This is a genomic window from Bacillus sp. OTU530, from assembly GCF_038440375.1.
In genome coordinates, this window is the sequence record NZ_JASATP010000051.1 from 12,642 (window position 1) to 34,053 (window position 21,412).

A 21,412-nucleotide genomic window follows, 5' to 3' on the forward strand; every position below is an offset into this window, starting at 1 on the left:
AAAAAGTTATTCACTAAAAAATAACTGAAAATAAAAATAATTTTGATTTTATAACAAAATTAACTAACTATAAAAAATGTTATTGCTTCTGTATAAAAGTCATGATAGTATACTGAATATAAATTAACCCAAATTAACAAAAAGGAACAAATTTGGTGTAAATTAGCATAATACAGATTCAGTGCTTGAGGATTATTAGTATAACTTTAATGCTTGTTTAACTATCATTGGGAAAAGTACTGATAAGGGGGCTGTTACATAAATTAGAATATTCTATCTGTATATTCCGAATTATTGCAATCATTATATCGATTGTCATAGAATCGAATCCTTCTGATCTTTTTAAAAAAATAATGAACTCTGTTTGGTGCTGCAACATATTGATTGATGATTGAGTATGTGCATCTTTTTTGTAAGCGGATACAAAAATCTCACAAATGGGTATTAAGTAAAAGTAGAAAAAGTAAAGATAACCCATCCGGAACATGACGTTGCGCATTTTGAACACGTCTCAACTCTCATATAAGTACTAGATAAATAGATAGTCCTCAACTTCCGGTTCTGTGCAAAGATTACATTTGTTTGAAAGAGGTATATAGATTCCTAATGAAATCTATTCTTATGCAGTTATTCCATTTATGTGCTTCATTCGGGATCCTGACGACATTTCGCGGATTTTATACGCTAAGACAATTACTGTAAATTGATATACCTAAAACAAGGTTTTTTGGTCAAAAGTACCCTTAGCGTAAGGAAATCAGAATTTTACCTTCTAGAAAATGTATCATCATACAGTATCCTCATTTTGTCGGCAGGAACTCGATATTTATAAAAAATTTTTTAGATGAAGGGAGAAACTTTTATGTTAGAAACAAAAATTATAGAAATTGGTCCAGCTGCTCCAGAGTTTAGAGAAGAAAATTTATTAATCCTTTTCGGTCCAGCTGCTCCACCTGAATTAAAGGAATTTTCAGTTGTTCATGAAGTAAAACAACAACCGGAAAACTCAATTGTTGAGGGTGGGACATTAGAAATTGGAAATAAAGTCTATAAGATTGAAAAAGTAGGGTCACTTGCTAATAAAAATTTTGAAGATCTAGGTCACCTTTCAATTTATTTTAAAGATGACACTTCACAGGAACTTCTTCCAGGAGCCATTTTAGTAACTCCTGAAGAGTATCCAGAACTTAAGGTTAATGATTATATAGTGCTTAAATAGTGATTCTGAAAAAGTTCAAGTATTTAACAAGTTCTTTAATTGGGAGGGATAAATAATGGAGCTTTTTGTTAAATTAGCAGAGGGATTTATGGCAATGATTAAAGAGGGTGCCGGCGTATTTATGGGATTTGTTACAGGGATTATTCCTGTTCTTATAGTTTTGATTACAATTGTAACCGCTTTTATTAAGTTGGTCGGCGAGGAGAGAATCTTTGGTTTCATGAAAAAGATTTCTCGTTTTACCATATTTAGATATACACTCATACCGTTCCTTAGCATGTTTTTCTTAACAAATCCTATGGCTTATACCTTTGGAAGATTTATTCCTGAAAAACAGAAACCTGCATTCTATGATTCTGCTGTGTCTTTTTGTCATCCGATCTCTGGGATTTTTCCACATGCGAATTCAGCAGAGCTGTTTATTTTCCTCGGAATTGCTAATGGTTTTGCAAAGGTTGGAAATCAATCTGAATTGGCTGTTTTGTACCTTGTAGCTGGTCTTACCGTGAGTCTAATGCGAGGAATTATAACTGAGAAAATTACAGCATTCCTTATGAAACGCAATGAAGCTTCCAAACAAAATGTTGCATAATATGGGGGGATAAAACATGTCTGAATACAATGTGGTAAAGGTTACAAAGGGGAAAAATGGCTGGGGAGGGCCATTCATTTTAAAACCAGATTCTCAAAAAAAATATGTCATAAGTGTTACCGGTGGAGGAATTCATCCTGTTGCACAAAGAATTGCGGATTTAACAGGGGCTATTGCCGTTGATTCATTTAAAAATCCAGTAGAAAAAGAAGAAACATTATGTGCGGTCATTGATTGTGGGGGGACTGCTCGTTGTGGAACCTATCCAAGACTTAGAATTCCAACGATTAATGTTAAGGTAGCGAGTCCATCAGGTCCTCTTGCCAAGTTCATGACTGAAGATATATTTATGTCCGATGTATCTGTCGATGACATCGCATTAGCTGAATCAGAATCTGTAGCCTTTGTTGCAGCCACTGTTGCAGCGGCTGTTGAAGAAACAAATATACAAAGGAAGCCTGCAGTCGAATCAAAAATTAATGTGGCCCCTCAAGCTTCTATTGAAGTAAAGAAAATGAATCCTGTTATGAAACTTATTGATGTGATTGGCCGTGGTGCAGGAAAGTTTATGAATGTTATGTACCAATCAGGTAGAGAAACAATAGATACAGTTATGAGGAACATTTTACCGTTTATGGCTTTTGTTGCTGCTTTAATTGGAATTATTAACTTTACGGGAATTGGGGAAATTTTAGCTCATGTACTAACTCCATTAGCTGGTAATATAACAGGATTGGTAATACTAGCATTAATTGGAGGTCTCCCTTTCCTTTCCCCATTGCTTGCGCCTGGAGCAGTTATCGGAGCGATTGTTGGTGTATTAATTGGTGGAGAAATTGCTAAAGGCACAATTCCACCGGCATATGCTTTACCCGCACTGTTCGCCATTAATGCTCAAGTAGGATGTGACTTTGCACCTGTTGGTTTAACTTTGGGAGAAGCCAAACCTGAAACGATTTCAGTCGGTGTTCCAGCTATCCTATTTTCAAGGGTTATTACAGGACCCCTATCCGTATTAGTTGCCTATGGATTTTCATTCTTTTTGTGATAACGAAAGCTAGGTGTAATTAAAAAAAGGGGCGATATTCATGCTACCCAATAAAATGAGGTTTGCGGTTTTAACAGAAAAAGGACATGCTGAAGTAAGAGTAAAGGAACTACCTAGGTTAAGAGAAGACGAACTCCTGGTCAAACAAGAGGCTTGTAATATTTGCACGACCGATTATCAACAATGGCTCGGTTTAAGGGAACATCAAGGGTACCCAATGGCCGGCGGGCATGAGGCATCAGGAATTGTTATTGCAAAGGGCGATAAAGCAGGAGATGCCTTTGAAGTGGGAGACCGGGTAAGTATCTTATATGACTATTGTGCCATATGTGATAACTGCAAAGCTGGTATGATCACAATCTGTCAAAATAAAAAACTATTTGGAAAGAATTATTCTGATGAGTGTTATGGAATCTTTGGTTTTTCTGACTATTTTATTAGAAATGCAAAAAGCTTTGTGAAGCTGAATGCAGATTTATCGCCATCTGAAGCAGGCTTTGTAGAACCCCTAGGATCCGTACTCCATGGTATGAGAAAGCTTAGATTGCGAGGTGGATATGATACAGTTGCAGTAATCGGTGGGGGAACGATGGGTTTATTGAATGCAGCAGCTGCTAGGGCAATGGGGGCCAGAGTGATTGTTTCTGGAAGAGGAGAAAGGAAACTGGAAATAGGAAGAAAAATGGGATTTGAAATGATTGACGCTGGCAACACCAATCCTGTAGAAGAAGTGAAAAGGTTGACAAATGGCCGTGGAGCAGATGCAGTTATTGTATCAGCAGGGGCAACATCAGCTAATCAGCAGGCTTTAGAAATGGTGAAGGATCAGCATGGACGAATATTATTATATGCCGCCGGATATCCAGTACCTGAATTAAATGTGGATTCAAATGTAATTCATTATAAAAATTTAGAATTAATAGGAACCTTTGGCTCTACTTTAGAGGATTTTAATAATGCAGGTGCAATGCTTAGCGAAAGACGAATTGATGTTTCATATTTAATAGAAGAGAAAGTCCCATTAACGAATATTCAGCAGGCATTTGAAAAAGCAAGCACAAAAGGTAATTTCAGGATATCAGTAATGTTACAGGAGTAGCAGGTAATGATACGAGCCAGAGTGTAAATAGGAGAGGGGAAATGAACAATGAAATGTTTAGCGATCTCTGATTTATTTATTACGAAAGATATGATGGATAAAGGTTTAGTTGAATTACGTAATCAAGGTGTTGAAATTACCATTAAGGAATGGCTTCATGAAGACTTGGAAGCTTTACAGAGGGATAACATAAAGTTGGAGCATGAGGGAAGCGAGGCCATTGCTTTACCTGCTGAAATTGTAGATAGTATTGAGGATTATGATATTATCATTACTCAATTTGCACCGATAGGGAAACAAGTGATTGATAAAAGTAAAAACTTAAAAATATTAGGAGTACTTCGAGCTGGAATAGAAAACGTTAATTATCGCTATGCGGGAGAAAAAGGAATTAAAGTATTTAATACACCTGGAAGAAGTGATACCAGTGTATCTGAATTTACTGTAGGCTTAATCTTGTCCGAAATTCGGAATATTTCACGAGGAAACTATCATTTAAAAAATGGGAAATGGGAAAAATATTATCCAAATGGGATTTTATCTCCAGAATTGAAAGAATCAACCATTGGAATCATTGGATACGGCGCGATAGGACAAAGGGTCGCTAACCTTCTTCGCCCATTTGGAGGGAGAATTATCTTTTTTGATGATTACTTTAAGGGGGAAACAGAAGATATCCAAGTTGATTTGGATACATTAGTCAGAGAAGCAGATATCATTTCAATGCATTGTCGATTAACAGAACAAACGAAACATATGCTTAATAAGGTCCACTTTGAAAAAATGAAGAGGTCTGCAGTTGTAATCAATAGTGCTCGATCCGGCTTAATCAATGAGCGTGATTTGATTGAAGCTTTACAAGAAAAAATAATTGCTGGTGCAGCGGTAGATGTATACGATCAAGAACCATTACCTCAAGATCATCCTTATTTACAGCTCGACAATATAACGATAACACCACATATTGCAGGTTCGACAATTGGAAACTTTGCCAACTCACCTAAGATCCTGACAAAAAGAATAATTCCGGAGATTTCCAATCTAGCAATTAAACAAGGAGAATAAAAGTGAAAGAGTTATTGGTTATTATTGTTACCCTTATGATTTTACAATTCCTAACAGGGATCCTACACATTAAATATTATCAAAGCGTACTTAGAAAAATGAGTAAAAAATCAGAAGGTTATCTCGGTGTGGGAATGAACCGACAAAAATTTAAGTTAAATCAAATCTGCATTATGGTTACCGATGTTCACGGGGAAATTACAGAATGTCGAATTCTATCTGGATTCACCATTTTTTCAAGGTTCCGTAAAGCCCCTGGTTATGAAGGTAAAAATATCTTTCACATGGAATGGAACGGAAAAGAAAAATACAAAGAAGTAATGGAAAATGCTATCCAAATGATTAAAAATGAAATGGAAAAGAGAAACACAAATGGATTAACAACTATAGAATTGTCAGCTAATTGAATATTATCTATTGGTTCTCCTTGTAATGAAGAATATATCTTGCTATATATTCTTCATTACAAGGAGTCTTTTGATTTTATCATGCAAAGGAAGTCTATGATCGAATCTCAACAAAGCCATCAAGAATTACCGAAGAGTATAAACAAGGTTTAGATGAGTTTTTAGGTATTACCTCATAATTTGGTTCATATTCCGCCTACATAAAAAACCCGAATAAGGCACTTTTTTATAAGCGTCCATTATTCGGGTTATTGTTCACTGCTAAGTTAACAGGGTATATCTTATAATTCTTCCCCATTCGTTTCGATTACTTGTTTATACCAATGAAATGAATCCTTCTTATATCTCTTCATTGATCCATTTCCTTCATTATCACGATCAACATAAATCATGCCATAACGTTTTTTCATTTCACCTGTTGTGAATGACACGATATCGATGATTCCCCATGGTGTATAGCCAATTAAATCAACACCATCATAAGTGACTGCTTTTTCTAATGCTTCGATATGTGATTTTAAATATTGGATTCTTTCTGGATCATGGATGGAGCCATCCGCTTCTAGAGTATCCACAGCACCAAATCCATTTTCTACGATAAATAATGGAACTTGATAGCGATCATAAAAACGGTTTAGTGTATATCGAAGTCCAGTTGGATCAATGGACCAACCCCAATCACTAGCCTTGATGTACGGATTTTCTACACTATTGGGTAATCCTCCATTCACAACATCTCCAGTGTTATCATTTACGACATCGCTTTTGACAGTTGTAGACATATAGTAACTAAAGCCTAAATAATCAACTGTACCATTTCTTAGGATTTCGTCATCGCCTTCTTCGAACTTGATATTATATCCTTCTCTTTCAAATTCTTTTAAAGCGTAGCTTGGGTAGTAACCGCGAACCTGTACATCAGGGAAAAAGTAACGTTGTCTCATTTCTTCTTCAGCTAACATCACATCTTCTGGATTGCATGAATAAGGATAAATTGGTACATGAGATACCATTGCCCCAATTTGGAACTCTGGGTTAATTTCTTTTCCTTTTGCTACAGCTAATGCACTTGCAAGCAGTTCATGGTGTGCTGTTTGGTACATAACTTCTTTCGCATTCTCGCCTTCTTTTACCATAACACCAGAGTTTGTCCATAAGAATATTGGATTGTTAACATCCATTTGGTTATTGATTTCGTTAAATGTCATCCAGTATTTCACTTTATCTTTATAGCGATTAAAGCAAACTTCAGCGAATTTTACGAAAAAGTCTACTACTTTTCTATTTCTGAATCCGCCATATTCTCTTGCCAAATGTAGCGGCAATTCAAAGTGAGATAGTGTAATAACAGGTTCAATTCCATACTTTAGTAATTCATCAAATACATCATCATAGAATTGTAGACCCTCTTCGTTCGGTTCAGCTTCATCGCCTTTTGGAAAAATTCTGCTCCAGCCGATCGATGTTCGTAAGCATTTTAATCCCATTTCAGCAAACAAGGCGATATCTTCTTTATACTTATGATAGAAATCAATTGCTTCATGGTTTGGATAAAACTTATCAGCTTCAATTGTTTCTGTGATTTCTCGTGGTACGCCATGTGCACCTGCTGTCATTACATCTACAACACTTGGCCCTTTACCGCCTTGATTCCAGCCACCTTCAAATTGATGCGCGGCTAAAGCGCCGCCCCATAAAAAGTCTTTTGGTAATTGTCCCATCTTCATTTCCTCCTTATTTCACTACTGTAAATAATTCCTGGTCTAATGTACTGTCTTTAACATCTTCGACAATAACTTCTTTATAAGCATGTGAATTCGTTATAATGACAGGTGTAATTGTTTTTAACCCTTTATTTTGGATAAATTCTTTATCAAAGCTGCTTAACAAATCACCTTTTTTAATTTTATCGCCATCTTTTACATGCAAAGTAAAAGGTTTTCCAGCTAGGGTTACTGTATCCAGCCCAACATGCACAAGTAATTCAACACCCGATTGAGAGCGCATCCCGATTGCATGCTTTGTAGGCGCAACCATAACAACTGTTCCATCAAACGGGGCGTACACTTTATTGCCCGATGGCTCTATCGCTACCCCTTGCCCCATTGCACCTGAACTAAATACTGCATCCGGAACCTCTGAAAGTGGTATTACTTTACCGATAAAGGGAGCAGCTACTGTTTCTTCATTGTTTTGCAGGCTATTTACTTGTAAATCAGCTCCACCTTGTTCTTGCTTTTCATTATCTGCTTTTTTTGCTGTGTCCTCGCCGTATCCGAAGATTTGGATTAAAACAACCGGAAGAATAACAGCAATCGCAACCCCAATTAAAATTCCCCAAATAGACATTGGATAGTCTGCACTGATACCATTTACAACTGTTAACGGTCCTGGCAGTCCTGCATATGCAAAGTAATATGGATTAAAGAAACTTGCTACGATAGCACCAATGGCGCCTGAAATACAGCCAAATATAAACGGCTTCTTAAACTTCAAAGTTACCCCGTAAATTGCTGGTTCTGTAATACCAAATAATCCAGTTACACCAGCAGAAATACTGACTTTACGTACTTCTTGGTTTTTTGTCTTTAGAATAACACCAAGCACTGCACCAACTTGTGCGATAACCGCAATCGTTTGATACGCTTGAAATGAATCTCGGCCATGTAAATCAAAATTCGCTAATACCATAGGAGTAATGCCCCAATGCACACCGAAAATAACGACTACTTGCCAGAATCCGCCGATAATTGCTCCAGCCAAAGCAGGTACATGTTCTGCCAAGAAATTGTATCCGCTTGCAATTCCGTTTGCTCCCGCTGTTGTAATAGGGCCAATTACTAAAATTGTTAATGGTACCATAATTACCATACATAAAAGTGGAACAAATAACGGTTTAATTACCTCATTCATTCTCTTATTTAAGAACTTCTCAAGATAAGATAAAATCCACACTAAGAATAATGGCGGTAGTACAGAAGATGTATATGTAGTTTTAGATAAGGCCATCCCCAAGAAAGTGATGCTTTTTCCTGTTGCAATTTGCGCTGCCATATCTGCCCATGTCGGACTAACTAATGCGGCACAGCATGCTACCGCTATGTACATGTTTGTTTTAAAATGCTTCGATGCCGTCATCGCGATAAAAATCGGTAAAAACGTAAATGATGCCCATGATATAAAGCTAAAAACCTGATAAGTTCCTGTCTTTGCAAAGCTAGGAAATACTAAATTAATTAATATTAACGCACCTTGCAAAATACCGGCCGCAGCTAAGATATATATAAATGGTGCAAAAACTGCTGACATCGTGGCAATTACACGGTTTAATACTGTTCCTTTGTTTCCGCCTGCGTCATCAGATGTGTCAAGTTTTACTAAACCCGCAAATTTCTCATAAACTTCTCCTACGTGCTGCCCAATAACAACTTGGAATTGGCCGCCGTTTTCCACCACTGTGATTACGCCAGGCATAGATGCTACTTGTTCTTTTGCTTTTGGATTAGAGCGTTTCAGTACTAATCTAAGTCTGGTTGCACAGCGGGTAGCTCCAATAACATTCTCTTCTCCACCAACAGCTTCTAAAATGTCCTTTGCAAGCTGTTGGTAATCTCTGACTTTCCCTGACAATTTAAATCCCTCCTTAATCTATCTATGCGCTTACATTTTTATTGTACCGGTATAATCGAATTATAATTGTACCGGTACAATTAATCAATACCTAAATAAAATATTTATATATGTATAACATTATTGAATGAGTTTTTTATAGGTTTATGCTATACTTCTGATTGTTAAGTGAAATAAATAAAACTAAAGTGAAATAAATAAACTAGCGAGGAATGTATATGCTAAAATACCAGCAAATCGCAACAGAAATTGAAAAATATATTGAAGATAACTCTCTCCAACAAGGAGATAAGCTGCCAGTATTAGAAGCATTAATGGCCGAATTTGAAGTAAGTAAGAGTACGATTACGAAATCCTTAGATCTATTAGAGAAAAAAGGGGTAATATTTCAAGTCAGAGGCAGCGGAATTTTTGTTAGAAGACTTAAGAGAAAGGGATATATTAGCCTGCTTATTAATCAAGGATTTAAAAAGGATCTTGAAGAGTTTAGTATAACTTCAAAAGTAATTGAATTAGATGTGAGACAACCAACACAAGAAGCGGCTCATAATTTAAATATTAAACTCGATGACGATATCTATTATGTAAAAAGAATCCGATATATTAACGGGCAAACATTATGTTTAGAGGAATCATATTATAATAAGTCCATCATTACCTATTTAAATAAAGAAATTGTTTGTGAATCCATATTTACCTATATAAGGGAAGGGTTGGGCTTAAAGATCGGCTTTTCAGACTCATATCTTCGTGTGGATAGATTGAATGAAGAAGAAGCGGAATATTTAGGTTTGGAGAATGGAGCGCCTAAACTTGACGTTGAAAGTATTATTCATCTAACCAATGGCCAGCCATTCGACTTTTCAAAAATTACTTATAACTATCAACAATCACAGTTCTTCATTCAAGCAAATAGTCATGCGTTATAAAGAAAACTCGCCGATTGGCGAGCCTTGCTCTTGGGCGAAGACAGAGGCGTAGTTGCACTTATACTGTATTCCTAAAACTTCTGACTACGTCGAATTGGCTTCCAACTGAATATTTACATTTTCTTACAGAGTAAAACATTACTGTCTAATCTCAAACCTTTAGATAGAAAGGAGTTAGTCATGACTGCCTTTTGGGGAGAAGTCGTTGGTACTGCCATTTTAATTTTTTTAGGAGGAAGTGTATGTGCTGGCGCTTCTCTCAAAAAGTCTTTTGCTTATAATGCAGGTTGGTTAGCAATTCAATTTGCATGGGGGTTCGCGGTAGCTACAGCCATTTTTGCTGTAGGGAAATTCAGCGGGGCCCATTTGAATCCAGTTATAACCTTGGTTCTTGCATCCTCAGGAGATTTTCCCTGGAATCAGGTGCCTGTCTATATAATGGCTCAGTTTGTGGGCGCAATGTTTGGTGCGGCAGGGGTATACCTACAGTATTTGCCTCACTGGAAGGAAACAAAGGATCCAAAAGCTATACTCGGTGTCTTTTCAACGGGTCCAGCTATTCAGCATACGTTTTCTAATATTTTAAGTGAGATATTAGGAACTTTTATTCTCGTTTTAGGGATACTCTCTATTGGTGCTAATAAGTTTACTGATGGTCTCCATCCATTAGCTGTTGGTTTCTTAATTGTTACTCTCGGATTATCTTTAGGTGGATCGACTGGTGCCGCAATGAATCCAGCCCGTGATTTAGGACCGAGAATCGTACATTTTTTATTGCCTATTCCAGGTAAAGGAGATTCGAATTGGCGCTATGCTTGGATACCAGTTGTAGGACCTATTCTTGGTGGATGCCTAGGCGGATTCTTTTATAACAGTGTGTTTCAAGGAAAAATGCTCCCTCAGTTGTCGATTACGTTAGTACTAACTATCCTTGTATTAATTTTATCGTATCTTTCAGGAGTGAGAAGACAAAAGCAAACGCTTTCGAAGACAAAGGCGGCGTAGGTAATTGCTCTGTAAGTAAAATAAGGGCTAAACTATATATTGCATATATAAACAAAAGGTGCTCCCTCGAAGCACCTTTTATTTATAATCATTTTTTATAGCTTCATACTTTATGTTTTTCTATTTTCACATCAGGGATCTGCCTGTAAATCGTAATACTTCAATACTACTTTGAGTGTTGTTTCTTTTACTGTTTTGACTGGTGGGGCTTTAAAGCTTATCTAGGACAGTTATGAAAAAAATTGTCCATTGATGAGCTTTCAATTTTTGTTTAACCGGTTTTCTGCTCAGCGCATGCTCTCCAATACTAGGGATACAAAGGTTTTTACACTAATGCTGCCTTTTCATGCTCAAACTCTACCCAAGTCGATCCGTTGTCTGCAGAGCGAACACAATTTTCAATCCAGCGAATGCCATCCAGGCCAGCATTAATATCAGGGTAAACGAGATTTTTTAATGTTTCCTCATCATTTCGGTTTTTAGCATCCATCGCAATGGCAAATTTGAGATAAATATTTGCCCAAGAATCAGACAAGCCTTCTACATGCAGTGCTCCTAAACGCTCATCAGCATTACAGCTATCATCTAAATAAGGCATTGCACGAATTAAGGTTTGGGCAGGCTCACCTTGCACTTCATATCTAAGTTCGCCGCCTTTGTTATCCCACCATTCTAAGCTTCCTTTAGACCCTACAATGCGAATTCTATGCCCATCCATACATCCTGCATTGACAGAGGATGTCCAAAGTCTTCCTACTGCTCCGTTTTCATAGTGCATGAGAACATAAGCATTATCCTCTAAAGGAGCGCGGCTTCCCACAAAGCTCTGGCGGTCACATAATAATTTCTTAATTTTCATCTGCGGCATAATCAACTGGGACATATAGTAGGTATGTGTAGAAAGATCCCCTAACACAAAGCTTGGTCCTGCAACCTTAGGATCAATACGCCACTTTTGCGCATCGCTTGTTTTATCAGCTGCATCATTTGCACTAAAGCCATGCGTATACTGCAGCTCGACCATACGAATGTCACCAATTTTTCCTTGCTCGATCATTGCCCGCATTTGAAGCAGCATTTGATTTCCAGAAAAACCGTAGGTTACCCCAACAATTTTTCCTTTTCTCTCCGCCAATTCTTTAATTTCTTCACCTTCTTCAGAAGTGAAGAATAAAGGTTTCTCACAAATAACATGTAAACCAGCTTCTAACGCGGCCTTACAAATTTCATAGTGAGTTCCGTTCGGAGTCGCAATAGAGACAACCTCAATCCCATCCTCTCTCTTTGCCTCTTCAGCAAACATTGTTTTGTAGTCAGGATAGCAGCGATTTTCATTAACGCCGAGATTTACTCCAAATTCTTTCCCTCGTTCTGCATCAATATCAAAGGCTCCTGCCACTAGGGTAAAAGCAGTATTATCTCTTAATGCACCCGTTCTATGCTTATATCCAACCTGACTTAATCGGCCTCCACCTATCATCGCCCATCTGAAAGGTCTTGCAATTTTCTTTTCACCATTTAACATCATAAGCACCTCTTTTTTGAAATTTTGATTTTATTTTTAATTTTTTGTAAGCGTTTGCTATAGTTAAAATTATAGTCTTTTTTCCAGTAATAACCTCTAATATCTTATTTTTGTAGCGGTAGAAAAGCCGCATTTTGACAGAAGCTTATTAACTATTTTTCAAAAAAACTTCACAATCTTGCACTATAGAATACGTAAGAAAAGAAACAGATTATTTACGTCTACCAATTTTAATGATTAGAAAATCCGACTCTTCTATCAACTAATTTTGAAACTCGCAACATTTTGCTAATCTCTTTTGCAGTTAATATCAATTAGCTGAACAATTGAAATAGCCTAAAGGCTTTGCCTTTAGGCTAAGGACTATCTCTTTGAATCAAAAAATGCTACTCCAATATTGCAATAATTATAATAAAGAGGCATTCATTTGGGGGTCTCCAATTGATTATAGGATATATTTATTAGCTCACAAAAATCCAATAAAGTTTTTTTGTACAAGCTGTTTACCGATTTTATAAAAAAGGACTACATAAATAATAAGAAGGAAAGATACATAAAAATAATAAAAATCAGGAAAGAAAATAAAATAGATACAAAGATAATAGAATAATTAGAAGGAATAAACATACCTGCTTGAATTTCTTTTCTTTTCCTTGAGTATTGAATAGTTGATAATACTCCGGTTATGATGCCTACAATGCATGCGAAAATGCCTAAAAATATAGCTATAGTATTAATATAATGATTTGAGCTAATTTTAATAGTAAAATGCAGAGACGTTGTCAAGAACCCTACTCCTATAATAGAAATAGCAGTCCGTATCCAGGCCAAATAAGTTCTTTCATTTGCTAAATGCTGCTGTGCATATTGTACACTTTCTCCTGTTACTTTTTTTATTTTATTTAAGGCTTCCATGAGTCAGCCATTCCCTCCCTCTAGCGTTTTCCTAATTTCGGTAACCCTCAACTCCCTATCTAATAGATTAATAGGGCAGGCACATGATCATTTCATGCACCTGCCCCAACGTAAACCTGTTACATTTCCCTTGATATCCCCTTAACTGGGATTAGATTTTAAAAAGCTCTGCCGCCCTTTTAAAAAAATTGTCTTCTTTCGATTCTTCAAATGCCTTCGGATGTCTTCTCTTTAATTCAGGAATAGCCCAGCCGCGTCCGGTTTCTTCTAAATGTTTCACATACTTCTTTAAATCCTTTGCTTGCGCGTGGAATGGTCCTCCCTCTTTCATGACGGTCCACAACGGATCAACATCAAACGGCATCGATTTCATCATCTCATCATGCCATTGATTGAGATAATAGACGGCTTCCATGCAGATACCTGGTTCTTCTAATGCCAAATTATATTGTTCATGTGGATCATTTTGGAGATCAAATAGCATTTCCTCATCAAATAAATGGAATCCATCATGGTATGTCCGAATGTATAGCCAATTATCAAAGCGAACACTGCGTTGGCACACATGGGCACATTGGGAAACGACTAGATAGTCTCTTCCGCTCGCTTGGCTTCCTCTTAAGGCCTCGACATAGCTTGTACCATCCCAGCTTTCTCTCGGTTCTTTTCCAAGAAGCTCCGCCACAGTTGGCAGTAAATCTAAATGGTAATGTAATCCGTGTTCTACACGTCCTTGCGTCATACCAGGCCAGCGGATAATCATTGGAATCCGGCATGTGGCCTGATCGGCAGTTCCATGTTCACCGTATATACCAAGTTCTCCTAGATTTTCTCCATGGTCCGCTGTAATAATAACGATAAGATCATCCATAACTCCTTTTTCTTCAAGAGCCTGGAAGATTCGGCCGATATGATCATCCATGTGTCGAACACCACAATCGTACCCATCAATTACGTCACGTAATCCGTTCATATCCGAAATCTCTCCTGGATAACGTGGATATTTTGGAGAGGTTGCATTATCATACATATTCAAATCATGAGCACTATGAGGGCCGACCTTTTGCCTATGCTTTTCAAACACTTCCTCTGTAATCCAATCTGGGAGAGGATCGTTTTTAAACGGATTACCAAAGCTCTCAGGTGCCCGGTATGGTGTATGTGGATCCCAATAATTTACGTACAACATCCAGTTATCTTCCTCAGCATTATCCTCTACCCATTTTAATACAGTCGGTGTTACTTCTTCCGCCGATTCCATACCTATTTTCCCTGTGTTATGCACCTCATTAAATCCTGCATAGAAAGTCCAAGCGGAGTGTCTTTCCGGGAAAGGACTTACGAGTGCTGTTTTTAATCCGGCTGAACGGAAGAAAGCTGGTAGGTTATCAAACGTATGAAGGTCTGAGAATGACCGGCTAGCACCTTCTTGCCGTACATATGCAGCTGTTCCCCCATGTCCGACAGCCCCCGTATGAATACCGAAGCGCCCAGTCATTAATGCCGTCCGGGATGGGAAGCACGGGGCATCTGATGTATAGTAATTGGTAAAATGAACCCCTTCCTCTGCGATTTTGTCAATGTTAGGAGAGGTATTCCGATTATACCCGTAACACCCCAAATGGTCAGGTCGTAATGAATCCAAATCTAAAATAAGCATTCTCATAATTAAAACATCCTCTCTTTATATATATTGTTTATGCATCAGCCGCACAGCGGAATCCAATATTTCCTGTTGAACTATCCGAAGTGTTGGAGCTGCGGGCAGCAACTCGGTAACGATTGCAATATGATTGATGGCAAAGATAAGAGCCGCCGCGTGTAACTTTTGCTTTCCCGCCGGATGGCCCCCTCGGACTCTCACATGTATCATCCATATAAGACGTCGGACTAAACCAATCCGAACACCATTCCCAAACGTTTCCGGATACGTTATATAACCCGTATCCATTGGTAGGAAAAGACTTTGCGGGGGCTGTACCCAAGTAGCCATCTGCTCCTTTATTCTTTCCTGGAAACGTTCCTTGCCAGATATTGCACATGTGTTTACCATCGGGATGCAACCGATCTCCCCAAGGGTATCTCTTCTGCACAAGTCCTCCACGGGCTGCATACTCCCACTCCGCCTCAGTTAGTAAACGCTTCCCAGACCACTGACAGTAAGCCATTGCATCATTCCAAGATACATGAACAACTGGGTGATCCATTCGATCCGTAATATTTGAACCTGGCCCTTCTGGTTCCTTCCAGTAAGCTCCTTTAACTGCCCACCACCAGGGAGCATTCTGTACAACCTCCGTCACCGTCTTCGCCACTTGTTCTGAAACAAAATTAGAAAAGACGAACGACCATCCGTATAGTTCAGCTTCAGTCTTGTAGCCTGTATCCATCACAAATTCTAGAAACTCAGAATTTGTAACAGTACATGGATCAATATAAAATGGATTAACCTTTACGTTTCGAACAGGCCCCTCTCCATCTCTAGGAAATCCTTCATTACTATTCGTCCCCATTAAAAATTCCCCGCCGGAAAGATAAATCATTCCTTCCGTCACAGACTTATCACGCTTTATCATCACATCATGTTGTTGTCTAATCCTATGTTCAGGTGACTTTGGTCTGCTCGCACAACAACACGAGGTTTTCTGTTCATGAGACATGGTTCTCACCTTTTTCTTCTATAAGATATGTGCAAAGAGAAGTCGCCTCCTATAATTAATGTAGATTCATACCATTAAACAGCCGCTTCATGTCTCTCTGCTAGATCCTGCGTAATTTTTGCCTCTTCTTTGTCCAATCGATAGAATAGTACCGCAATAATTCCAATAATGTAACAAATAAGCGGAAGCCACACAAAGTTGAATTCAATGGCTGATAACGCAGAAGCGCTTTGCTTTTGATTTGCTACATAACCACCTGCTGATAGAACCCATGCTCCGATTGCTCCCCCAATACCCATACCAAATTTCACACCAAAGGTGGAGGCTGCCATTAATAATCCTGGTGCTCTTACTCCGGATTTCCACTCCCCATAATCTACCGTGTCAGCAATCATCGCAAACTTCAATCCGCCTACTAACCCAAACCCAACCATACCTAACACTCTGCCAGTAATGATCATAGGAATCGTTACTGATTCTGAACCAAGATAAAGTATAATTTGACCAAGGCTAGAAATGATGAATCCTAAAAGCAATGTATTTCGTTTCCCTAATTTTTTTGCAAGAAATGGTACTGCAATAATTCCGACAAGTGCTACACTGGATAATCCATTTAATAAAGGTACCAAATCTACTCGTTCTAGATTATAAGTGAAGTAATACATAGTAGATTGGTTTGCAACAACGAGGGAAATAAAAAGAATAACGTTTAAAAATAATAAAATCCACCAAGGAAAATTCCCTTTTAATGCTTTGACTCCTTGCTTAAAGGGAAGAGGCTTATTTCCATTTACTTGAACACGTTCTTTTGTATTCGCAAATGTTGTAAAGAATAAAACAACTGCAATAGATGCAAACAATATCATTGTGTAGAGAAAGCCTTGTTGTTGGTTTCCTTTTCCAAAAAATGCAACTAAAGGTAATACTGCAGCGTTTACGATAAGTGCACCAATCTGTGATCCAACCATCCTAAACGTATTCACAACTGTTCTTTCTTGTGAACTGCTTGTTAAACTTGGTAATAAGGATGATAAAGGTATATTAATAGCTGCATACATAATGCCTAATACGATATATGTTGCATAAGCATAAATAACCTTACCTGATGGGCTTAAATCTGGCGTCATAAATGTCAACACTGCCACAACCGCAAACGGAATAGCCAACCAGAGAAAATAAGGTCTTGATTTCCCCCACTTTGTACTTGTTCGATCAATTAACACACCAATAGCGGGACCATCAAAAGCATCTATGATTCGTGCAACTAGAAATAAGGTTCCGACCGCTGCCACGTTTAAACCAAATACATCTGTATAAAAGAACATGAGATATGTTGAAACCATTGTAAAAACAAGATTAGAAGCCGTGTCACCCAAACCATAGCTGATTCTTTCTTTTAATGGAACTTGTTTATTATCCACAATATACCCCCCATTTATTTCGTTATATCTCTCGATTGCATCCCAATTTTTGATAGCTTAATATCATTCATTTCCTGTCATTGCTTAAGTGGGGCTTTGATGAAACGCTCAAGCTCTAACAAAATTTGAATGGAAATTAAGAATGTTATAGCCGTTGTTATTATAAAAATTATGCATATAGTGCTTACTCACGAACAAAAGACAGCTATTGATTCTGAATACAAATTACATTTTATTTAACTAGTACTAAATAGTGCGCTATCCCTGCAAACCTTTCTTCCATATCCACTGGTAAGTCCCCCAATTTTCAAGTTAACCAGTACACACAGGCGTATACTAGCCGCCTTTTTTAAAATGGCATCCCTCCTCATCTATACTTTTAGACAATCTCTAAAAATAGAAACTCTTAATTGTTTCCGCTTACTTTATCCCCTCCTTGGTAGTTATTATAAGCGCTTTCATTTCTCCGCTTCCATGTACATTTCTCCGATTTCATGTACGATTTTTCAGAATTCAATGAGTTATAATCATTTCCAGCAAAAAAATATTGTATATTATACTTACCCTATTTCTCTGTTAGGAGAAATTCGTCATACTTTCTATCCTTGTTGTTTATTTTAATAATTCCCTTCCAAATTGTTATACAAAAAAAGGAGAAAGCTACTTATAACAGCTTAATCCCAATAAGATATATTATACTTATCTAACTTCCCTATATTAGGAGTGATTTATTATGCTTTCCATCCTTGCTGTTTTTTTCGATAACTTTATCCCAAATTGGCATACAAAAATGGAAAAAATTGATTACAATGTCTTAATTTTAGTAACACAAGGTCATGTACAATATATATTAGATGGAAAAGAAATCACTGCTGAAAAAGGGGATATTCTATTTATCCCTGCATCTACTGTCCGTGAAGGGAAAAATCATGAATCCGGTTTACACCAAAAATATACGGTTGTCTTTACGTTACAAGACAACGGAATTCCAAATAACACTTTCCCCATTGATCAAAAGTTCCACCACATAAAAACAAGAAGTTTTGAATATATGAAGCACCGATTTGAACGATTATACTTTGATATAAGAGGGGATAAAACACACCGTGATTTTATCTGTCTTGGCATTTTACAGGAATTAATTGGACTGTTTGCACGAGAATTAGAAAGCCCTTCTATTACACCAATAAAAGTAAAATACGCAAAAATTATCGAGCGCTTTTTATTAGAAAACTATCGAAAACCGATAGAAATTGATCAGCTCGCCAAGCTAATCCACCGATCACCGGGATACACAATCTCTGTTTTCAAAGAGGTGATTGGGCAATCTCCAATTAAATATATTCATCAATTACGGGTAATGGAGGCCTGCAATCTCTTGATAAATACAGATATGACGGTTGTAGCGATTTCCGAGTATCTAGGATATTATGATACATCTTATTTTTCTCGTATGTTTAAGAAGCTAACAGCAATGTCTCCAAAGGAATTTATGATGGTTGGACATCAGGTAGAGGTTTCAATGCTATTCACGTAAGGTAATTGGAACAATAAGCTTGTGATAAACTTAAGTACACTAACACCATGAATTTAAGTCAATAATTGGATACAAAAAGCTTGAGCACAATGCTGACTTTCGAGCTTAATCCTCGAAACCTTGGTGATGCAATTTTAAAAGGCAATGGATAAAATGTGGTCAACCACAAATCCATTGCCTTCAAAAACTTGTTATCTTAAGCTTAGTTTCGCTGCACACTCAACGTTCCTAGAATGCTGAAGGTTTACAACGCGTATCCAGTCGGACCATCTCCACACTGAAATAATATCTATGTACAAATGAATAATCTTCACAAAATATATAGCCTTCCTCCCCACACAAACTGATCAGTAGTATGTAGACGCCAACTAGCTATTTTGCAATCCGATTAAGTCGGATTTTCAACCTTAACCTGTCTCAACGTGAATTTTTCCATTAGTATAAAAAATAGTACGCTTGCTGCGCGGATGCAAATCAAGTAACTCAATTTCCAATCTTCATAAAAAACTAATATTCTCATGTTTATGAGGATAACATCACCTAATAGTAAAATAAAAAAAGGAACCACATTCCAATATCTCTTTTTTGGTATATAAATACAAAATATAAAAATTATAGCCATACATACATGATACAAAAAACCACTAAATAGCGTACTGTCCCGGTAAGTATTTTCAACCCAATTCACATGAAAAAACTGTTTTCCAAAAAGCATAAGTACGCTTGTAGGAGTTTGCAGAATGATCCATGCGATTGTCCAAAATGTTATGATTCGCGGGAATTTATGTCTTTTTTTATTTACTATGGAATACCACTTCTTCATAGCAGCCATAAAGATAAATGTCGCAATGCCGGTCATATATGTGTGCCACCAATAATGATCGTAGGCATCGGCTTTAAGAAACACAACCTCTATCGGCATAAAAGCGATGGATATCAATCCAATCCAGTGGTATGAGGGCTGAAAATACATTACCCAAATCGCTGTTGAAGCCCATAATGCTGTATTGGCTATAATATGCCCTATGATATTTTCAGCAAAAGGGTCTGTATAAAGTCCGGGTTTATATGCATAAGCATTTAGTACAAAGAGTATAATAGCTTCACCTATCCATGACCAAGCAGTTGCAAATACAAGATATGAAAACAAATCAGTTACGCTTCTCTTTTTATAAGCTGTATAGACGATAATTACCGTCCCAATGACAATGAGTCCGTAGTACCAGAATATATTTGGCATAGCCCTCCCCCTTCTGTAATCTCTATACCTACTATGAATAGGAATACAATATTCATGAACCTTCCTAGTTTCCGCAGTCATATTAGAAAGTATCTCCAATACAAATAACAATTAATACGTTGGCGGATTGCAACCTGTCTGCACCTATGCTGCGCTACCTGCAACGACAGGTTAAAAGGCTATTCCTTTCGCGGAATAGCCTTTTAAGGTAAATAGATATATCGAAATCCAGTTTGAATAAAAAGACTGTTGCAAAAACAAAAAGGGGAAATCAAGCCAGGTATGTTTTCTTTTTGTAACCTGTATAGATTATCATCATCCCCTTTTTTATAAAAAGGGGATTTTCGCTGGGATTCATGACCAGAATTACATCACAAAAAACTTTCACTCGTTGTGGCAAGTCGTTACCACATCTTTTCACTTGGCAAAATTCAAAAATTTCCCTTCGATCCAATACGCCATCGTATTTCTTCTGAATTTGGTGGACCTATGACAACTGTTTGATCAATAGGCTTAAGCACTTCAGCTAACTGTGCAGCATTCACACCATATATCTCCTGAAACACCTCCGGAGGTGTCTTTCTCAGGATGTCAGATCCATATATCACCCCAGGGTCTTTATTATCAAAAATAGCCAAAAGGTGGGTGTGATCCATTTCTGCGATTGCCCAATGCCACCACCCCATTGGGATATACACCGTTTGAGGCGGCTTAACATGGTAACTGAGTATCTGCAAGGTAAACGGATTGAGAGTAGAAATGACAGCCTCTCCCTGTATCATATAAACGAGTTCATTCGCATTGGGGTGCCAATGGGTCTCCACGCTATGTCCTCTACTCAAATAAACATCAAGCAAACTTAAATTTTGCATTATGGGCAATTGTTTAACAGATTGCTGAAGAATAAAGTTTTGATTGTTTTTCTGAAAGAATGAAGCACGCCTTAAGTCAAAGGATAAATTCAGTGAAGAAGAGCTAAAGTAGAATATATCACTAACTGTTGACATTCGTATCATCACACCTTCCTTAATCGGGTGTTATGAATCAAATATTAAAGCACACAAATATATATGCATGAACCCAAGAATCATGATTAACATGACGATAACAATAGAGATTG

18 protein-coding genes are annotated in these 21,412 nt (G+C 37.5%); 9 read left to right on the forward strand and 9 right to left on the reverse strand.

What is annotated here, in order from left to right; translation table 11 throughout:
• Positions 1-862: 862 nt before the first annotated feature.
• The 6 genes from AAHB12_RS25420 to AAHB12_RS25445 are packed head-to-tail and all read left to right on the forward strand — an operon-like array spanning position 863 to position 5,430.
• Entirely contained in the window at positions 863-1,219 is a 357-nt protein-coding gene (locus AAHB12_RS25420) for a PTS glucitol/sorbitol transporter subunit IIA (protein ID WP_129730871.1), read from the forward strand.
• A 55-nt stretch (positions 1,220-1,274) separates the two neighbouring features.
• The gene (srlA, locus tag AAHB12_RS25425; RefSeq protein WP_129730869.1) at positions 1,275-1,811 is read left to right on the forward strand and encodes a PTS glucitol/sorbitol transporter subunit IIC; all 537 of its coding nucleotides are present in this window, start codon (positions 1,275-1,277) and stop codon (positions 1,809-1,811) included.
• Between the two features lie 16 nt (positions 1,812-1,827).
• Positions 1,828-2,859, forward strand: a complete 1,032-nt coding sequence (gene srlE / locus AAHB12_RS25430; protein ID WP_342047932.1) for a PTS glucitol/sorbitol transporter subunit IIB — start codon at positions 1,828-1,830, stop codon at positions 2,857-2,859.
• 40 nt (positions 2,860-2,899) lie between these two features.
• A complete protein-coding gene (locus tag AAHB12_RS25435) occupies positions 2,900-3,958 on the forward strand; it encodes a zinc-dependent alcohol dehydrogenase (protein WP_342047934.1) in 1,059 nt (352 codons plus the stop codon).
• A gap of 48 nt (positions 3,959-4,006) precedes the next feature.
• Positions 4,007-5,023 (forward strand): 2-hydroxyacid dehydrogenase, encoded by a 1,017-nt coding sequence (locus AAHB12_RS25440; RefSeq protein WP_342047935.1) that lies wholly within the window; start codon positions 4,007-4,009, stop codon positions 5,021-5,023.
• A 2-nt stretch (positions 5,024-5,025) separates the two neighbouring features.
• Positions 5,026-5,430 (forward strand): transcriptional regulator GutM, encoded by a 405-nt coding sequence (locus tag AAHB12_RS25445; protein ID WP_342047936.1) that lies wholly within the window; start codon positions 5,026-5,028, stop codon positions 5,428-5,430.
• Positions 5,431-5,711: 281 nt separating this feature from the next.
• On the opposite strand, the gene bglA is transcribed toward AAHB12_RS25445, so the two are convergent.
• A complete protein-coding gene (gene bglA, locus AAHB12_RS25450) occupies positions 5,712-7,151 on the reverse strand; it encodes a 6-phospho-beta-glucosidase BglA (protein ID WP_342047937.1) in 1,440 nt (479 codons plus the stop codon).
• A 13-nt stretch (positions 7,152-7,164) separates the two neighbouring features.
• Positions 7,165-9,060, reverse strand: a complete 1,896-nt coding sequence (locus AAHB12_RS25455; RefSeq protein ID WP_342047939.1) for a beta-glucoside-specific PTS transporter subunit IIABC — start codon at positions 9,058-9,060, stop codon at positions 7,165-7,167.
• 218 nt (positions 9,061-9,278) lie between these two features.
• On the opposite strand from AAHB12_RS25455, the gene AAHB12_RS25460 reads away from it, so the two are divergent.
• Both AAHB12_RS25460 and AAHB12_RS25465 read left to right on the forward strand, forming a co-directional pair.
• Positions 9,279-9,989 carry a GntR family transcriptional regulator gene (locus AAHB12_RS25460; RefSeq protein WP_342047940.1) on the forward strand — a complete coding sequence of 237 codons (711 nt, stop codon included), beginning with the start codon at positions 9,279-9,281 and terminating at the stop codon, positions 9,987-9,989.
• A gap of 180 nt (positions 9,990-10,169) precedes the next feature.
• Positions 10,170-10,994 carry an MIP/aquaporin family protein gene (locus AAHB12_RS25465; protein ID WP_342047941.1) on the forward strand — a complete coding sequence of 275 codons (825 nt, stop codon included), beginning with the start codon at positions 10,170-10,172 and terminating at the stop codon, positions 10,992-10,994.
• Positions 10,995-11,319: 325 nt separating this feature from the next.
• Here the strand turns inward: AAHB12_RS25465 and AAHB12_RS25470 are convergent, their stop codons facing one another.
• The 5 genes from AAHB12_RS25470 to AAHB12_RS25490 form a co-directional block, all read right to left on the reverse strand.
• On the reverse strand, positions 11,320-12,522 hold the full coding sequence (locus AAHB12_RS25470; protein ID WP_342047943.1) for a Gfo/Idh/MocA family protein: 1,203 nt from the start codon (positions 12,520-12,522) through the stop codon (positions 11,320-11,322).
• A gap of 522 nt (positions 12,523-13,044) precedes the next feature.
• Complete coding sequence (locus tag AAHB12_RS25475; RefSeq protein WP_342047946.1) at positions 13,045-13,434, reverse strand: YidH family protein; 390 nt, start codon at positions 13,432-13,434, stop codon at positions 13,045-13,047.
• Positions 13,435-13,585: 151 nt separating this feature from the next.
• Positions 13,586-15,100, reverse strand: a complete 1,515-nt coding sequence (locus AAHB12_RS25480) for a sulfatase family protein (protein ID WP_342047948.1) — start codon at positions 15,098-15,100, stop codon at positions 13,586-13,588.
• A gap of 31 nt (positions 15,101-15,131) precedes the next feature.
• On the reverse strand, positions 15,132-16,094 hold the full coding sequence (locus tag AAHB12_RS25485; protein ID WP_446715614.1) for a formylglycine-generating enzyme family protein: 963 nt from the start codon (positions 16,092-16,094) through the stop codon (positions 15,132-15,134).
• 74 nt (positions 16,095-16,168) lie between these two features.
• Positions 16,169-17,515 (reverse strand): MFS transporter, encoded by a 1,347-nt coding sequence (locus tag AAHB12_RS25490; protein WP_342047949.1) that lies wholly within the window; start codon positions 17,513-17,515, stop codon positions 16,169-16,171.
• A gap of 733 nt (positions 17,516-18,248) precedes the next feature.
• Here AAHB12_RS25490 and AAHB12_RS25495 point away from each other — a divergent pair.
• Complete coding sequence (locus tag AAHB12_RS25495; RefSeq protein ID WP_342047951.1) at positions 18,249-19,052, forward strand: helix-turn-helix domain-containing protein; 804 nt, start codon at positions 18,249-18,251, stop codon at positions 19,050-19,052.
• Positions 19,053-19,440: 388 nt separating this feature from the next.
• Here AAHB12_RS25495 and AAHB12_RS25500 read toward each other — a convergent pair whose 3' ends face one another.
• Positions 19,441-20,292: a hypothetical protein gene (locus AAHB12_RS25500; RefSeq protein WP_342047953.1), complete on the reverse strand. Its 852-nt coding sequence runs from the start codon at positions 20,290-20,292 to the stop codon at positions 19,441-19,443.
• A gap of 431 nt (positions 20,293-20,723) precedes the next feature.
• On the reverse strand, positions 20,724-21,299 hold the full coding sequence (locus tag AAHB12_RS25505) for a cupin domain-containing protein (protein ID WP_342047955.1): 576 nt from the start codon (positions 21,297-21,299) through the stop codon (positions 20,724-20,726).
• Between the last annotated feature and the right edge of the window lie 113 nt (positions 21,300-21,412).

What these genes read in the sequence shown, in the direction of transcription:
- AAHB12_RS25480 (WP_342047948.1), bottom strand. Translation starts at nt 15,100, where the DNA reads ATGAGAATGCTTATTTTAGATTTGGATTCATTACGACCTGACCATTTG.
- srlE (WP_342047932.1), top strand. Translation starts at nt 1,828, where the DNA reads ATGTCTGAATACAATGTGGTAAAGGTTACAAAGGGGAAAAATGGCTGG.
- AAHB12_RS25435 (WP_342047934.1), top strand. Translation starts at nt 2,900, where the DNA reads ATGCTACCCAATAAAATGAGGTTTGCGGTTTTAACAGAAAAAGGACAT.
- AAHB12_RS25440 (WP_342047935.1), top strand. Translation starts at nt 4,007, where the DNA reads ATGAAATGTTTAGCGATCTCTGATTTATTTATTACGAAAGATATGATG.
- AAHB12_RS25475 (WP_342047946.1), bottom strand. Translation starts at nt 13,434, where the DNA reads ATGGAAGCCTTAAATAAAATAAAAAAAGTAACAGGAGAAAGTGTACAA.
- AAHB12_RS25495 (WP_342047951.1), top strand. Translation starts at nt 18,249, where the DNA reads ATGCTTTCCATCCTTGCTGTTTTTTTCGATAACTTTATCCCAAATTGG.
- AAHB12_RS25485 (WP_446715614.1), bottom strand. Translation starts at nt 16,094, where the DNA reads ATGTCTCATGAACAGAAAACCTCGTGTTGTTGTGCGAGCAGACCAAAG.
- srlA (WP_129730869.1), top strand. Translation starts at nt 1,275, where the DNA reads ATGGAGCTTTTTGTTAAATTAGCAGAGGGATTTATGGCAATGATTAAA.
- AAHB12_RS25465 (WP_342047941.1), top strand. Translation starts at nt 10,170, where the DNA reads ATGACTGCCTTTTGGGGAGAAGTCGTTGGTACTGCCATTTTAATTTTT.
- AAHB12_RS25500 (WP_342047953.1), bottom strand. Translation starts at nt 20,292, where the DNA reads ATGCCAAATATATTCTGGTACTACGGACTCATTGTCATTGGGACGGTA.
- AAHB12_RS25460 (WP_342047940.1), top strand. Translation starts at nt 9,279, where the DNA reads ATGCTAAAATACCAGCAAATCGCAACAGAAATTGAAAAATATATTGAA.
- AAHB12_RS25420 (WP_129730871.1), top strand. Translation starts at nt 863, where the DNA reads ATGTTAGAAACAAAAATTATAGAAATTGGTCCAGCTGCTCCAGAGTTT.
- bglA (WP_342047937.1), bottom strand. Translation starts at nt 7,151, where the DNA reads ATGGGACAATTACCAAAAGACTTTTTATGGGGCGGCGCTTTAGCCGCG.
- AAHB12_RS25505 (WP_342047955.1), bottom strand. Translation starts at nt 21,299, where the DNA reads ATGTCAACAGTTAGTGATATATTCTACTTTAGCTCTTCTTCACTGAAT.
- AAHB12_RS25470 (WP_342047943.1), bottom strand. Translation starts at nt 12,522, where the DNA reads ATGATGTTAAATGGTGAAAAGAAAATTGCAAGACCTTTCAGATGGGCG.